17 protein-coding genes are annotated in these 13,576 nt (G+C 73.4%); 5 read left to right on the top strand and 12 right to left on the bottom strand.

Features of this window, described 5'->3' with window-relative positions:
* Positions 1–37 precede the first annotated feature (37 nt).
* Positions 38–490 (bottom strand): Lrp/AsnC family transcriptional regulator, encoded by a 453-nt coding sequence (locus Sya03_RS09450; protein WP_203937842.1) that lies wholly within the window; start codon positions 488–490, stop codon positions 38–40.
* A 68-nt stretch (positions 491–558) separates the two neighbouring features.
* Between Sya03_RS09450 and ddaH the strand changes: the two genes are divergently transcribed.
* Positions 559–1,386 carry a dimethylargininase gene (gene ddaH, locus Sya03_RS09445; protein ID WP_203937841.1) on the top strand — a complete coding sequence of 276 codons (828 nt, stop codon included), beginning with the start codon at positions 559–561 and terminating at the stop codon, positions 1,384–1,386.
* A 3-nt stretch (positions 1,387–1,389) separates the two neighbouring features.
* On the opposite strand, the gene Sya03_RS09440 is transcribed toward ddaH, so the two are convergent.
* Positions 1,390–2,562 carry an ABC transporter substrate-binding protein gene (locus Sya03_RS09440; protein ID WP_203937840.1) on the bottom strand — a complete coding sequence of 391 codons (1,173 nt, stop codon included), beginning with the start codon at positions 2,560–2,562 and terminating at the stop codon, positions 1,390–1,392.
* A gap of 168 nt (positions 2,563–2,730) precedes the next feature.
* Here Sya03_RS09440 and Sya03_RS09435 point away from each other — a divergent pair, with 168 nt between their 5' ends.
* The gene (locus Sya03_RS09435; protein WP_239107254.1) at positions 2,731–3,315 is read left to right on the top strand and encodes a bacterial proteasome activator family protein; all 585 of its coding nucleotides are present in this window, start codon (positions 2,731–2,733) and stop codon (positions 3,313–3,315) included.
* On the opposite strand, the gene Sya03_RS09430 is transcribed toward Sya03_RS09435, so the two are convergent.
* From Sya03_RS09430 to Sya03_RS09415, 4 genes are all read right to left on the bottom strand, one after another.
* Complete coding sequence (locus Sya03_RS09430; RefSeq protein ID WP_203937838.1) at positions 3,312–4,124, bottom strand: HAD family hydrolase; 813 nt, start codon at positions 4,122–4,124, stop codon at positions 3,312–3,314. The genes Sya03_RS09435 and Sya03_RS09430 overlap by 4 nt on opposite strands.
* Complete coding sequence (locus tag Sya03_RS09425; RefSeq protein WP_203937837.1) at positions 4,124–4,951, bottom strand: HAD family hydrolase; 828 nt, start codon at positions 4,949–4,951, stop codon at positions 4,124–4,126. The genes Sya03_RS09430 and Sya03_RS09425 overlap by 1 nt, the downstream gene beginning before the upstream one ends.
* Before the next feature lie 107 nt (positions 4,952–5,058).
* On the bottom strand, positions 5,059–6,318 hold the full coding sequence (gene serS / locus Sya03_RS09420; protein ID WP_203937836.1) for a serine--tRNA ligase: 1,260 nt from the start codon (positions 6,316–6,318) through the stop codon (positions 5,059–5,061).
* A 34-nt stretch (positions 6,319–6,352) separates the two neighbouring features.
* A complete protein-coding gene (locus Sya03_RS09415) occupies positions 6,353–7,162 on the bottom strand; it encodes a hypothetical protein (RefSeq protein ID WP_203937835.1) in 810 nt (269 codons plus the stop codon).
* Positions 7,163–7,260: 98 nt separating this feature from the next.
* On the opposite strand from Sya03_RS09415, the gene Sya03_RS09410 reads away from it, so the two are divergent.
* From Sya03_RS09410 to Sya03_RS09400, 3 genes are read left to right on the top strand one after another with little or no spacing between them, the layout of a single operon-like run.
* Complete coding sequence (locus Sya03_RS09410) at positions 7,261–7,689, top strand: OsmC family protein (protein ID WP_203937834.1); 429 nt, start codon at positions 7,261–7,263, stop codon at positions 7,687–7,689.
* Positions 7,690–7,736: 47 nt separating this feature from the next.
* A complete protein-coding gene (locus tag Sya03_RS09405; RefSeq protein ID WP_203937833.1) occupies positions 7,737–8,090 on the top strand; it encodes a metallopeptidase family protein in 354 nt (117 codons plus the stop codon).
* Positions 8,091–8,139: 49 nt separating this feature from the next.
* The gene (locus Sya03_RS09400; protein WP_203937832.1) at positions 8,140–8,874 is read left to right on the top strand and encodes an AIM24 family protein; all 735 of its coding nucleotides are present in this window, start codon (positions 8,140–8,142) and stop codon (positions 8,872–8,874) included.
* A gap of 26 nt (positions 8,875–8,900) precedes the next feature.
* On the opposite strand, the gene pheA is transcribed toward Sya03_RS09400, so the two are convergent.
* From pheA to Sya03_RS09370, 6 genes are all read right to left on the bottom strand, one after another.
* Positions 8,901–9,836 carry a prephenate dehydratase gene (gene pheA, locus Sya03_RS09395; RefSeq protein WP_203937831.1) on the bottom strand — a complete coding sequence of 312 codons (936 nt, stop codon included), beginning with the start codon at positions 9,834–9,836 and terminating at the stop codon, positions 8,901–8,903.
* Positions 9,837–9,846: 10 nt separating this feature from the next.
* Positions 9,847–11,055, bottom strand: coding sequence for a pyridoxal phosphate-dependent aminotransferase (locus tag Sya03_RS09390; RefSeq protein WP_203937830.1), 1,209 nt, complete (start codon positions 11,053–11,055; stop codon positions 9,847–9,849).
* A gap of 28 nt (positions 11,056–11,083) precedes the next feature.
* Positions 11,084–11,626 (bottom strand): hypothetical protein, encoded by a 543-nt coding sequence (locus Sya03_RS09385; protein ID WP_203937829.1) that lies wholly within the window; start codon positions 11,624–11,626, stop codon positions 11,084–11,086.
* 56 nt (positions 11,627–11,682) lie between these two features.
* Positions 11,683–12,072, bottom strand: coding sequence for an ACT domain-containing protein (locus Sya03_RS09380; RefSeq protein WP_203937828.1), 390 nt, complete (start codon positions 12,070–12,072; stop codon positions 11,683–11,685).
* Between the two features lie 119 nt (positions 12,073–12,191).
* Complete coding sequence (locus Sya03_RS09375; protein WP_203937827.1) at positions 12,192–12,650, bottom strand: hypothetical protein; 459 nt, start codon at positions 12,648–12,650, stop codon at positions 12,192–12,194.
* Between the two features lie 116 nt (positions 12,651–12,766).
* Positions 12,767–13,549, bottom strand: coding sequence for a hypothetical protein (locus Sya03_RS09370; protein ID WP_203937826.1), 783 nt, complete (start codon positions 13,547–13,549; stop codon positions 12,767–12,769).
* Between the last annotated feature and the right edge of the window lie 27 nt (positions 13,550–13,576).

The raw sequence follows: 13,576 nt of genomic DNA, 5'->3' as shown, positions 1-13,576 counted from the left end.
AGACGGCGCCACCCGGCCGGTGGTTCCACGTGGAACGTCAGCCCGGCACGGACGTCGGGTTCTCGATGAGCCGGGACAGCACGACCATGCTGCGCGTGGACGTGACGAACGGCTCGGCGCGCAGCCGCTCCAGGGCCTGCTCCAGGTGGGCGATGTCGGCCGCGCGCAGGTGCACCAGCGCGTCGGCCTGCCCGGAGACCGTGTACGCGCCGACGACCTCGGGGTGCCGCTTGGTCGCCACGGTGATCTGCGCGGGCGTGGTGCGGCCGGTGCAGTACAGCTCGACGAACGCCTCTGTGGTCCAGCCGACGGCGGCCGGGTCGATCACCGCCGTGAACCCGCGGATGACGCCCGCGGCGCGCAACCGATCGACGCGTCGCTTCACGGCCGGTGCGGACAGTGACACCTTGGCGCCGATGTCCGCGTAAGAGGCGCGCGCGTCGGCCACGAGCAACGCAACGATCCGCTGGTCGACGGGGTCCATCCGCAACGATTCGCCTCCGATGGGCAAGACTTCGAGCTGTTTCGGCAGCCGAAGCGTACCTAGCCTTGGTGACCATGACGCACCAGGAGCGTATGCCGCGTACCCGGACATACCTGATGTGCCCGCCGCGGCACTTCACGGTCGAGTACGCCATCAACCCGTGGATGGACCCGTCCGTGGCCGTCGACGGCGGCCTGGCGCTCAAGCAGTGGGAGCAGCTGCGCGACGCGCTCACCGACCTGGGCCACACCGTGCACACGCTCGACCCGGAACCCGGCCTGCCGGACATGGTGTTCGCGGCGAACGGGGCGTTCAGCGTCGACGGCGTCGTCTACGGGGCCCGCTTCCGGCACCCGCAGCGCGCCCCGGAGGCCGCGTTCCACCGCGCGTTCTACGCCGGCGGCGCCTGGGACTTCCGCGAGCCGCACCACGTCAACGAGGGCGAGGGCGACTTCGCGTACCTGCCGGGCGCGTACGGCGGCCTGATCCTCGCCGGCTACGGCTTCCGCACCGAGCCGGCGGCGCACGCCGAGGCCCAGGACGTGCTCGGCCGCCCGGTCGTTTCCCTGCACCTGGTGGACGCCAGCTACTACCACCTGGACACGGCGCTGGCCGCGCTCGACGACGCCAACGTCGTCTACTACCCGGAGGCATTCTCGCCGGCGTCGCAGCGGGTGCTGCGCCAGCTGTTCCCGGACGCGGTGCTCGCCGACCGCGCGGACGCCGAGGCGTTCGGGCTCAACCTGGTCGGCGACGGCCGGCACGTCGTGCTGAACACCGAGGCCACCGGCATGGCGGGCAAGCTGCGCGCGGCGGGCTACGAGCCGGTGCCGGTCGAGCTGGGCGAGCTCAAGCGCGGCGGCGGCAGCGTCAAGTGCGCGGTGGCCGAGCTGCGGGCCTGAGCGTCAGCCGAGCGTCGTCAGCTCGTTCACGGTGACGTTCGACAGCAGCGTCCCGTCGCGCCGGACCTCGCGCAGGTACCAGCGCTGCAGCGGCGTCCGGACCAGGTTGAACTGCCACACCCCGCGCGGGCTCTCCACCTGCCCGACCGCGTCGAGCCCGAAGTAGATGCGCTCGGCGGGCGCCGCCGCCCCGCCGAGCCGCAGCGCCCGGTCGATGACGTGCGCGGCGTCGTACGCGCCGACGGCGGCGGCGGACGGCGCGTGGCCGTGGGCGCGCCGGTACGCGGCGGTGAAGCGCTTGTTCACCTCGTTCGTCAGGTCGGCCGAGTAGTTCTGGGCGGTGCGGATGCCCAGCGAGCGCTCGCCGACCTCGGCGAGCACGGCGTCGTCGGTGAGCCCGCCCGGCCCGAAGACGGCCGCCCGCGACCCGGCCGCCCGCAGCGCCCGGACGAACCCGGTGGCCGCGTCGCCGGCGTACGTGCAGTACACGGCGGCGGCGTCCATCCGCAGGATGCGCCCGACCGGCCCGGTGAAGTCGCGGGTGCCGGCGGGGGTGCGGATCGTGGTGCCGCGGATGCGCCGGTCGGCCGGGCCGAAGGCGAACTTGAAGCCGTTGACCGCGTCGTCGCCGGAGGCTGTGGACGGGGCGACGACGGCGACCGCGCGGCCCGGCGCGACCTGCCGCGCGACGAGCGGGCCGAGGGCGACGCCGGGCTCGTGTTCCGCGTACGACGTGGCCCACAGGTAGGTGGCGCCCTGGAGCGTCTCGGGGACGCCGTTGGCGGCGAGCACGGGCACGCGAGCCCTGTCGATGTCAGCGGCGGCGCCGGCGAGCAGCGCAGAGTTCGCCACGCCGGCGACCGCCGCGACGCCGTCGCCGAGCAGCTTCCTCAGCGCGGCGACGCCGTCGGCGATGGTGTCGCCCTCGTCGGCGGGCACGAGGTCGATCGCGCTGCCGCCGAGCCGGCCGCCGTTCTGCTCCAGATAGAGCCGGAAGCCGTTGGCCAGCTCCTCGCCGACAGCCTTCAGCGGCCCGCCGAGCGGGGCGAGCAGGCCGATTCTCAGCCGGTCGGGCGGCGGGGCGCCGGTGGTCCCGGGCCCGGACGAGCAGGAGGCGGTGGCGGCCGCCAGGCCGCCCGCGAGGAGCAGGGCCTGCCGCCGGTTGTACTGCGCCACGTCGTTCACACCTTGGATCAAGACCAGCACACATCGGAGTCGCCGCGCGACCCGGAGCGATCTTGACCGGCCCGCCAGAGCCCGTCAATGAGTAATAAAATTCGCTAATCGGAATGTGAAGCAGGGCACTCGGACGGCGGTGCGAATGGTTGGCCCGGGTGCGGGAAGATGGGTCGCATGACCGAGGCACCCCGCACTCCGAACGAGCAGGACGAGTCCGGCACCGTCATCGTCGTGGGCCCGGACGGGCGCCCGATGGGCACGGTCGAGGCGGACGGCAACGTCGCCCCCGAGGACCCGGGCAGCCTCATCGAGCAGCCCGCCAAGGTCATGCGGATCGGCAGCATGATCAAGCAGCTCCTCGAGGAGGTCAAGGCCGCCCCGCTCGACGAGAAGAGCCGCCACCGCCTGCGCGAGATCCACCAGCGCTCCATCGTCGAGCTGGAGGACGGCCTCGCCCCCGAGCTGCGCGAGGAGCTGGAGCGGCTGTCCCTGCCGTTCGACGCCGAGGCGCCCAGCGAGGCGGAGCTGCGCATCGCCCAAGCCCAGCTCGTCGGCTGGCTGGAGGGGCTGTTCCACGGCATCCAGGCCGCGCTCGTCGCCCAGCAGATGGCGGCCCGGCTCCAGCTGGAGCAGATGCGCGGCGGCCGGCCCGCCCTGCCGGTGGGTCCCGGCGGCATGGTCCCCGGCATGCCGGGGCGGCCCCAGCCCGGCGGCGACGGCGACGGCCACGCCACCGGCCAGTACCTCTAGACCCCGAACAGCCTTTCGAGGTACGCGGCCACGCCGTCCTCGTCGTTCGTCGCCGTCACCTCGTCGGCGACCGCGCGGGCGGCGGGGTGGGCGTTGCCCATCGCGACGCCCCGGCCCGCCCAGCTCAGCATCGGCACGTCGTTGGGCATGTCGCCGAACGCCAGCACCTCGGCGGCGTCGATGCCCTCGCGCTCGCACAGCCACGCCAGCCCGGCCGCCTTCGTCACGCCGGCCGCGGAGATCTCGACCAGGCCCGAGAACGACGAGTGCGTCGTCTCCGCGATGCCGCCGAGCGACGCGCTGACCACCTCGACGAACGCGTCCGGGTCGTCGTGCTGGGCGGCGCGGGCCAGCAGCTTCACCGCCGGCACGCTGGTCAGCTCCTCCGGCGACGAGATGGCCCGCACGCCGTGACGCTCGTCGTCGGGGTGCAGCGGCCACGCCGACTCGTGCGCGAAGCCGCGCCCGTCCTCCACCTCGACGGCCAGCACCACGTCCGGCACGGCGTCCCGCAGCCGCCGCGCCACGTCGACGAGCAGCTCCGAGTCCAGCGGCGCCGCCCGCAGCACGGAGTCGGTGTCCGGGTCGTAGACGACGGCCCCGTTCGCGCACACCGCGGGCAGCGGCTCGTGCATCTGGTCGTACAGCTGGGCCAGCCAGCGCACCGGGCGGCCCGTCACGATCACGACGGGGGTGCCCCCGGCGGTGATCTTGTCCAGGACGTCGGCCGTGCGGCGGCTCAGGGTCCGGTCGGAGCGGATGAGGGTGCCATCGATGTCGGTGGCGACCAGGCGCGGCAAGTCAGGCATCACCTCGACAGTAGCCGGTCGAGATAGACCGCCACCCCGTCCTCGTCGTTGGTCAGGGTCAGCTCGTCGGCCGCGGCGCGCACCTCGGTGTGGGCGTTCGCCACCGCCACCCGGCCCCAGCCCGCCCAGGCGAACATCGGCAGGTCGTTGGGCATGTCGCCGAAGACCAGCACGTCCGCCGGGTCCACCCCGAGCGACTGCGTGACGACCGCCAGTCCGGTGCCCTTGTCCACCCCGGGCGGCGTGATCTCCAGGAAGTCGAGGCCCGCCTGCGTGACCGACGCCACCTCCACCGGCACGACCTCGCGGGCGATGGCCAGCAGCTCGTCCACGGAGTGCCGCGGCGACCGGGCGAACGCCTTGATGACGTCGCACGACAGGCAGTCGGCGCGCGCCCGCGCCCGCACGGCCTCCGGGTAGCGCCACGTCGGGTCCAGGTCGCCCCACAGCGGCTCGTCGTGGCCGTCGAGCGCCTCCACCATCACGGTCATCGGGCCGACCACGGCCTCCAGGTCCGCGACCAGCCGGCTGAGCACGGCGGCGGGCAGCCGCTCGTCGCGCAGCACCATCGGCGCCGCCGCCGGGTCGGACTGGTCGACCACGCGCCCACCCCCGGCCATCACCAGGTAGTCGGCGGCGCGGATGTCGTTGCGGGTGAGCTCGGTGAGCCGCGGGCCGCGCCCGGTGGCGCCGACGACGCGGATCCCGGCGGACCGCACCCGGTCCAGCACGGCATGGGTGTACGCGGACACGGTGTCGTCACTGCGGACGAGGGTGCCGTCGAGGTCGGTCGCGACGAGCTTCGGCAGACCGGGCTGGAGAGCCATGCGTACCTCCGAGGGTGGTGAACCCCCGCGGAGGGCGGAAGGAAAACGTTACACCGGCCCGGCTACCTGCGACCATGACTTCAGGTAGCCGTCCGGTGGCCTTCTCGTTAGCGGCGGGGTTCGAGGACGTCGCGGCCGCCCAGGTACGGCTGGAGGGCCTTCGGCACCCGCACCGAGCCGTCCGGCTGCTGGTGGTTCTCCAGGATCGGGATCAGCCAGCGGGTCGTCGCCAGGGTGCCGTTCAGCGTGGCCGCCGTCTGCGGCCTGCCGTCGGCGTCGCGGTAGCGGATGTTGAGCCGCCGCGCCTGGAACGTGGTGCAGTTCGATGTCGACGTGACCTCGCGGTAGCGCTGCTGCGACGGCACCCACGCCTCGCAGTCGTACTTGCGGGCCGCGCTGGAGCCGAGGTCGCCGGCCGCCACGTCGATCACCCGGTACGGGATCTCGACCTTGGCCAGCATCTCCTCCTCCATCGCCAGCAGCTTCCGGTGCTCGGCGAGGGCCTCCTCCGGCCGGCAGAACGAGAACATCTCGACCTTGTCGAACTGGTGCACGCGCAGGATGCCGCGCACGTCGCGCCCGTGCGAGCCGGCCTCGCGGCGGAAGCACGACGACCAGCCGGCGAACCGCGCCGGCTGCTCCAGGTCGATGATCTCGTTCGAGTGGTACGCCGCCAGCGCCACCTCCGACGTGCCGACCAGGTACAGGTCGTCGGCCTCCAGCCGGTAGATCTCGCTCGCGTGGGCGCCCAGGAAGCCGGTGCCCTCCATCGACTCCGGCTTCACCAGCACCGGCGTGATCGACGGCGTGAACCCGTGCTCGACGGCCTGGGCGATCGCCATCTGCAGCAGGCCGAGCTGGAGCAGCGCGCCGACCCCGGTCAGGTAGTAGAACCGCGAGCCCGACACCTTCGCGCCGCGCTCGGTGTCGATGGCGCCGAGCGCCTCGCCGATCTCCAGATGGTCGCGGGGCTTCTCGATGTCCGGGATCGTGCCGACCTCGCGCAGCACGACGAAGTCGTCCTCGCCGCCCTCGGGCACCCCGTCCTCGACCAGGTTCGGCACCGCGAACTGCGCCCGGCGCAGGACCGCCTCGGCCTCGGTCACGGCCGCCTCGGCCGCCTTGACCTCGCCCGACAGCTCCTTGGTACGGGTGAGCAGCGCCGCCCGCTCGTCGCCCTTGGCTTGCGCGACCTGCTTGCCCAGCGACTTCTGCTCCGCGCGCACGGCCTCGAAGGACTGCACCGCGGCCCGCCGGCGCTCGTCGGCGCTCAGCAGGTCGTCCACCACGGAGGTCGACTCGCCGCGCTTGCGCTGGCTGTCGCGGATGCGGTCGGGCTCGTCTCGGAGCAGGCGCAGGTCAATCACGGTTGTCGAGCCTACCGGCGGCGCGTGCGGCCGTTCATCCGATATGCCGTCCCGGTCCCCGCCAGGCGCCGTCGTCCGTGGTGTCCCGGTCACCGGGCAGCGGCGTGAACGGCGTGGCGGGCCCGACGGTCAGGTCGGCCGGCTCCTCGGGGCGCTCGCCGTCCGCGGCCGGCGCACCGCCCGGGCGGCGCCACGGCCAGTCCTCGGCGGCGTCGTCGGCGGGCTCCTCCGCGGCGGCCGCGGCGGTGGCGGGCGCGGCCGGCGTCCGGCTCAGCCAGGCGGCGAACGCCAGGATCAGCACCCCGGCCAGCGCGCACCACACGCCCCGGCCGCGGGCGATCTCGTAGCGGCCCTCCGGCACGTCGTACGTCAGGAACACCGGCAGCGCGAAGCTCGTGTCGGCCAGCGGGCCGCTCAGCGCCAGCAGCACCACCGCCAGCACGCCCGCGGTGCTCAGGGTCACCAGCCGCGCGTACGCCCGCCCCGCCCGCGGCCCGAACAGCAGCACCGTCACCGCGGCCACCAGCACGACGAGCCCCGCGACGTATCCGGCGGTCCAGCCGCCCAGGTCGCCGATGCCCGTCGTCAGCGGCCGGGCGTCCACCGGCTCGTCCTCGCCGCCGCCGAACAGCCCGCCGGTGACCGACGTGACCTGCCACTCCGACAGCACCGACAGCACCAGCGCCACCCCGCCCAGCCCGGCGGCCACCGGCGCCAGGCGCGGGTCGTCGCGCAGGCCGGCCACCCAGCGCCGGCCCGGCCCGCCCCGCGGCTCGTCACCGAACTCGAGGGTGGCGGGCGGCGGCACGGACTCCTGAGCTGCCGGCGCAGCGTCGGACGACATGCCCCCCATCATGGCCGCGCCGCACGACTCCCGGCCACCCGGTCACATGAACCCGGCTCCGGTGTCCCCGCCGGGCGGCATGGACTAGCGTCGGTGACATGCCAATTCGTTCTGCTTCCGCCCGGTGGGAAGGCAATCTCACCGAGGGCACGGGCACGGTCCGCACCGGCAAGGGCGGCCTGTCCGGCAACTACTCGTTCAAGTCCCGGTTCGAGGAGGGCGAGGGGACCAACCCCGAGGAGCTGATCGCCGCCGCGCACGCCGGCTGCTTCAGCATGGCCTTCTCGAAGGGCCTCGCCGACGCGGGCTTCACGCCCACCTCGGTCGAGACCACCGCCCAGGTCCACCTGGACAAGACCGACGCCGGGATGACCGTCACCCGGATCGCCCTGGAGAGCGTCGGCGACGTCCCCGGCATCGACGCCGCGGACTTCCAGAAGATCGCCGACGGCGCCAAGGAGAACTGCCCGATCTCGCGCCTGCTGTCGCCCGGCGCCGAGATCAGCCTCAACGCCCGGCTGGTCTGACACACGCGTCACGCCACCCGTTCCGCCCGCGCGGCAGAATGGGTGGCGTGCCCGTCGAGATGACCCGCGAACGATTCGAAGAGCTCGTCGGCGAAGCCCTCGACGAGGTGCCCACCGAGCTGATGAGCCTGCTCAACAACGTCGTCATCCTCGTCGAGGACGAATCGCCGCCCGGCGAGAGCGACCTGCTCGGCCTCTACGAGGGCTACGCCCTCACCGAGCGCGGCTGGGACTACGCCGGCGTGCTGCCCGACCGCATCACCATCTACCGCGGCCCCACCCTGCGCCTCTGCGACAGCGAGGACGACGTGGTCGACGAGGTGGCCGTGACCGTTGTCCACGAGATCGCCCACCACTTCGGCATCGACGACACCCGCCTGCACGAACTCGGCTGGGGCTAGCGCCGGGTCCCTACGCTGGGATCACACGACAGTCACTGGAGGGGTCCCTTTGCGCAGCGAGCTCTTTTCCGCCGAGAACCTGGAGAAGGAGTCGCACCAGCCGGGCATGCGGCTGCAGAACTCCAAGATGCTGAAGATCGAACTGAACGGCGAGGCCATGGCCCGCACCGGCTCGATGGTCGCCTACCAGGGCCAGGTGCAGTTCCAGGCGCTCGGCTCCGGCGGCCTCGGCAAGTTCCTCAAGCAGAAGCTCACCGGCGAGGGCGTCCCGCTGATGAAGCTCTCCGGCCGCGGCGACGTCTTCCTCGCCGAGAACGCCGCCGACGTGCACCTCATCGACCTCGAGCCGGGCGACGCGCTGTCCATCAACGGCTCCAACGTGCTGGCCTTCGACTCCACCCTCAACTACGACATCAAGATGGTCCAGGGCGCCGGCATGATGTCCAACGCCGGCCTGTTCAACTGCGTGTTCAGCGGCCACGGCCGGATCGCCGTCACCACCAAGGGCACCCCCGTGGTGCTCAACGTGGACGCGCCGACCTACGTGGACCCGCAGGCCGCCATCTGCTGGTCGGCGAACCTGCAGACCGGCTACCACCGGGCCGAGCAGCTGGGCATCGGCACGCTGCTCGGGCGGCGCACCGGCGAGGCGTTCACGATGACGTTCGCCGGGCAGGGGTTCGTCGTCGTGCAGCCGTCGGAGGAGCCGCCGGCGGGGTTCGCGGCGGGCGCCCAGCAGCAGTCCAGCGGCAGCAGCGGCTTGCTGAACCAGATTTTTGATTGAGGTGAAGGCCGACGCCGGGCCGCCGGTCAGCTCAGGTCGCCTGCTCTGATCTTCGTCAGCCAGGTGGCGGCGTCGGCGAAGTCGGCGTCCGACTGGCCCGGTGGGGGCGGAACCGGCGAGCCGCCGGAGAAGCGGTGCCGGGGGTACGAGCCGAGGAACGTGACGCGGTCGGCGAGGCGGCGGATGCCCTGCAGCGCCTCGCCCATCCGCGGCTCGGCGACGTGGCCGGTGCAGTCGAACAGGAAGATGTAGACGCCCAGCTGCTCGCCGGTGGGGCGGGACTCGATGCGGGTCAGGTTGACGCCGCGCACGGCGAACTCGGTGAGCACGGCGAGCAGGGCGCCGACCCGGTCGTGGGCGATGAACACGGCCAGCGAGGTCACGTCGTCGCCGGTGGGCTCCGGCGGCGGCGCGGGCCGGGTGACCATGAGGAAGCGGGTCACCGCGTCGGGGTTGTCGGCGATCTTCTCGGCCAGCACGGTCAGCCCGTAGCGGGCGGCGCCGATGGGGGCGCAGATGGCCGCGTCGAACGAGCCGTCGGCGGCGCTGATGGCGGCGGCCGAGTTCGACAGCACGTCGGTGACGGCGGCGTCCGGCAGGGCGGTGCGCAGCCACGAGCGGCACTGGGCGGACGCCTGCGGGTGCGCGGCCACGGTGCGCACGCCGGCGAGGGCGACGCCGGGGCGGGCGCCGAGCACGAAGTCGACCGGCAGCACGACCTCGCGGGTGATGACCAGCGGCGAGCCGGCGGCCAGCTCGTCGAGGGTGACCGCCACCGCGCCGCCGACCGAGTTCTCCACGGGCACGACAGCCGCAGTGGCCTCGCCGGAGCGGACGGCGTCGAGCGCCTCCGGCACGCTGCGCACGGGCACCCGCTCCGCGTCGGCGGCCTCGGGGATCAGGCGGAGCGCCTGCTCGGTGAACGTGCCCTCGGGGCCGAGGTAGACGAAGCGGGTGGACATGCCCCGCAGCCTACTGGCGGTACGAGGCCAGGAAGCGGCGCAGCCGCCCGACGGCGTCGTCGAGCACCTCGACCGGCGCGAGGAACACCATGCGCAGGTGGTCGGACGTGGGCAGGTTGAAGCCCGTGCCGTGCGACAGCAGCATGTGCTGCTGGTCGAGCAGGTCGATGATCATCTTCTGGTCGTCGTGGATCTTGTGCACGTCCGGGTCGAGCCGCGCGAACAGGTACAGGGCGCCGGCCGGCTTGAAGCAGTCGACGCCGGGGATCGCGGTGAGCTGCTCCCAGGCGTGGTTGCGCTGCTCGTACAGGCGGCCGCCGGGGCGGATCAGCTCGTTGATGCTCTGGTAGCCGCCGAGCGCCTGCTGCACCGCGTGCTGCGCGGGCACGTTCGGGCACAGCCGCATGTTGGCCAGCAGCTGCAGGCCCTCCAGGTACTCGTCCGCGGCGGACTTCGGGCCGCTGACGACCAGCCAGCCGGACCGGAACCCCGCCGCCCGGTACGTCTTCGACAGCCCGCTCATCGTCAGCACGACCAGGTCGGGGGCGAGCGCGGCCGCGCAGTGGTGCACCGCGCCGTCGTACAGGATCTTGTCGTAGATCTCGTCGGTGACGACGAGCAGGTCGTGCCGGCGGGCCAGCTCCAGCAGCCCGAGCAGGGTCTCGCGCGAGTAGACGGCGCCGGTCGGGTTGTTCGGGTTGATGATGACGATGGCCCGGGTGTTCTCGGTGATCTGGGCGGCGGCGTGCTCGACGTCGGGCGCCCACCCCTCGGACTCGTCGCAGCGGTAGTGGACCGCCCTGCCGCCGCACAGTGACACCGCGCCCGTCCAGAGCGGGTAGTCGGGGCTGGGCACGAGCACCTCGTCGCCCGCGTTGAGCAGCGCCTGCATCGACATGACGATGAGCTCGCTGACGCCGTTGCCGAGGAACACGTCGTCGGGCGAGCAGTCCTTGATGCCGAGGGTCTGGTAGTACTGCGCGACGGCGACGCGGGCCGGGTAGATGCCGCGGGCGTCGCTGTAGCCCTGCGCCTGGGTCAGGTTGTGCACCACGTCCTGGAGCATCGACTCGGGCGCGTTCAGCCCCCACGGCTCCGGGTTGCCCAGGTTCAGCTTCAGGATGCGGTGACCGGCGGCCTCCAGGTCCTGGGCGCGGCGCAGCACCGGCCCGCGGATGTCGTACCGGACGTTCTTCAGCCTGCTCGCCTGCGCCACCATGACCTCGACCCTAACCGGCGGGCGCCGATCAGTCGCAGGCCAAAGCGCGGATCGCGGCTGGTGCGTTGGCCTCCACCACGGGGCTGCACACGTCGGTGCCGATCTCGATGAGCCGCAGCTCGCTGGGCCGCCCGCGGGTCACCACCAGCAGCGGCTCGGGGGCGGGCGTGGCCGCGTACCCGATGCGGGCGTACTGCCAGCCGTCGGTGCAGTACGGCCCGGAGGTGACCCGCAGCCCCGGGTTCGACGGCACGCCGGGTGCGGTGCGGACGACCTCCAGCACCTGCGTGGCGGTGGGCCCGCCGGTGCAGCGGGTGGCGCTGGGCGACGGCGACGCCGGGCGGGTGCCGAGCCGGGTGGGCACGACCGGCGGCGGCACGGGGAACTGCGTGAACCCGGGCGGCGGCAGCGCCGGGTCGGGGAAGAAGGCGGGCGCGGACGGGCCGGCGGACGGCACCGCGGAGGCGCTGGGGCGCGGCGGGCTGTCGGCGCCGCGCAGCTCGGGCGGCACCCCGCAGCCGCCGGCGGCGGACAGCAGCACCAGGCAGCAGGCGACGGTACGGGCTCTCACGCGCGCCATGCTAGAGCGGTCCGATGTGGAAGCGCTGTGCGGTGCCGACCCGGTGGTCAGGCATTCACGCGGTGGCCGGCGGCGACGAGCGCGTCGACGGCCTCCGTGACGCGCACCGCGGGTACCAGCAGATAGTCCGTGTCGTACGTGGAGAACGCGAAGACGTTCACCCGGGCGGCGGCGAGCGGCGCGGTCAGCGACGCCAGGATGCCGGTGAGGGCCAGGTCGAGCGGGCCGGCGACGCGCAGGCAGCGCCACGGGGTCTCGACGGTGGCGCCCTCGGGGGCCCGGTCGGCGGGGCAGATCACCGAGATCTCGTCGGGCGTCCACGTCACCGACAGCAGGGCCTTGTCGTCCGGACCCGCGGCGAGGAGGCGCGCCACGTCGGTGCCGGCCGGGAACCGGCACACCGCGTAGTCCTCCTGGAGCAGGTCGAGATCGAGCATGCCGAGAACATTACGAGCATCGTTCACGTGGCCCAACCGTTGCACGGTGCGTTGATCACCACATCCGGCCGGGTTGCGCCGCCGGGCGGTGGATCATCCGACCGGACGATGCCGGGCGATCAGACCTGCGAGAAGAACGTGAGCGACGCCGCGACCTGCTCGTTGATCCAGAGCGGGGTGGCGATGGCGTCGACCGTGATGTCCGCGTCGTCATGGCCGGGCTGGACCCGCATGAGGCCGCGGGCCAGCCGCTGGGTGGTGAGCGCCATGAGCGGCGGGATCTTCTCGGTCTCGGGGTCGGCCAGCTCGCCGCGCCCCGCGGTGAAGTCGATGAGGCGCAGGGAGCCGCCGAGCAGCGGCTCGCCGACCAGGTCCTGCGCGTCGCCCAGGCCGAGCAGGCGGCTGCACGAGCCCGAGATGGCCAGGATCGTGGTCGTGAAGTCGATGACCAGGCACGGCTCGGCGGCGGCGGCGACGGTGGCGGTCCAGCGGTCGATGCCGGTGGTGAATTCGGCCTCGGCGGGCGTGCGCGCCTGCGGCACGAACGCGCCCGAGAGCGAGAGCTCGACGTGCGCCACCAACACCTCCCTGGAGTACCGCGCCGGCAAGTCGTGACGCCCGCGGGGGCCGGTGTGCCCCCGGTTGGCGTGACGGCTGGTGCGCCGCCGGCGGAAACGGTGCACCGGGGAAGACGTTACCGGCGGGGCGGACGCTTGTCAGCGGCCGTTCGGCCCGGCTCCTGCCACCGGTAGTCGCCGCCGGCCCGGTAGGACGTGTTCATCCAGGTCGCGGGCTGGCTGGCGACGGCCGTGAGCTTGCTCGCGGTGACCGGGCTGATCCGGGCGCCGCCGGCCACCAGGAGGCGGTCGAGCTCGCGGTCGGTGGCGACGAGGCAGTCGCGGGGCAGGCCGTGGACGCTGATCACGCCGTTGCCGACGAACGTCAGCACCGGGGTCACCGGCACGGTCAGGCCGACGGCGGCGGACATGGCCCGGCCGGCGCGCTTGGCGTCGCGGCGCGCCTCGGACACGTACGGCGGGCGCTTGCCGTTGATCTGCACGACGTCGCCGGCGATGAGCACCCGGGAGCGGCCGTGGTCGGCGACGGTGACGGCGAAGACGCCGCCCGGCCCGATGGCCAGGAAGCCGGCCCGCTCGTCCGCGTCGGCGTCGGACCAGTGCAGCTGGGCCGGGTCGGTGCGCGGCCAGTCGACGATGTGCCAGGCGGGGCCGAGCCGGTCGAGGCGGGTCAGCGCCCGCGCCCCGGCGGCCTCCAGGCGGCGCGCGCCACGCTCGGCGCGGCGGCGGCGGGCCCAGTCCATCGGCCCCGGCCGGAACGGCTCGACCGCCCCGCCGACCGTCGCCGGCGGCTGCGCGGTCGGCTTCGCGCGCTGCGGGACGGGTGCGGGAGCGGGGGCGGGAGTGGGTAGGACTCGGGACGTCGGGGGTACGACACGGCGAACGGGGAAGACAGTCACTGCGACCTCCGGCAAAAGGTCAGACGG

The organism is Spirilliplanes yamanashiensis (assembly GCF_016863475.1).
Taxonomy (GTDB): Bacteria; Actinomycetota; Actinomycetes; order Mycobacteriales; family Micromonosporaceae; genus Spirilliplanes; species Spirilliplanes yamanashiensis.
The sequence above is the reverse complement of the archived record's forward strand: the minus strand, read 5'-3'. Positions and strand labels throughout refer to the sequence as shown.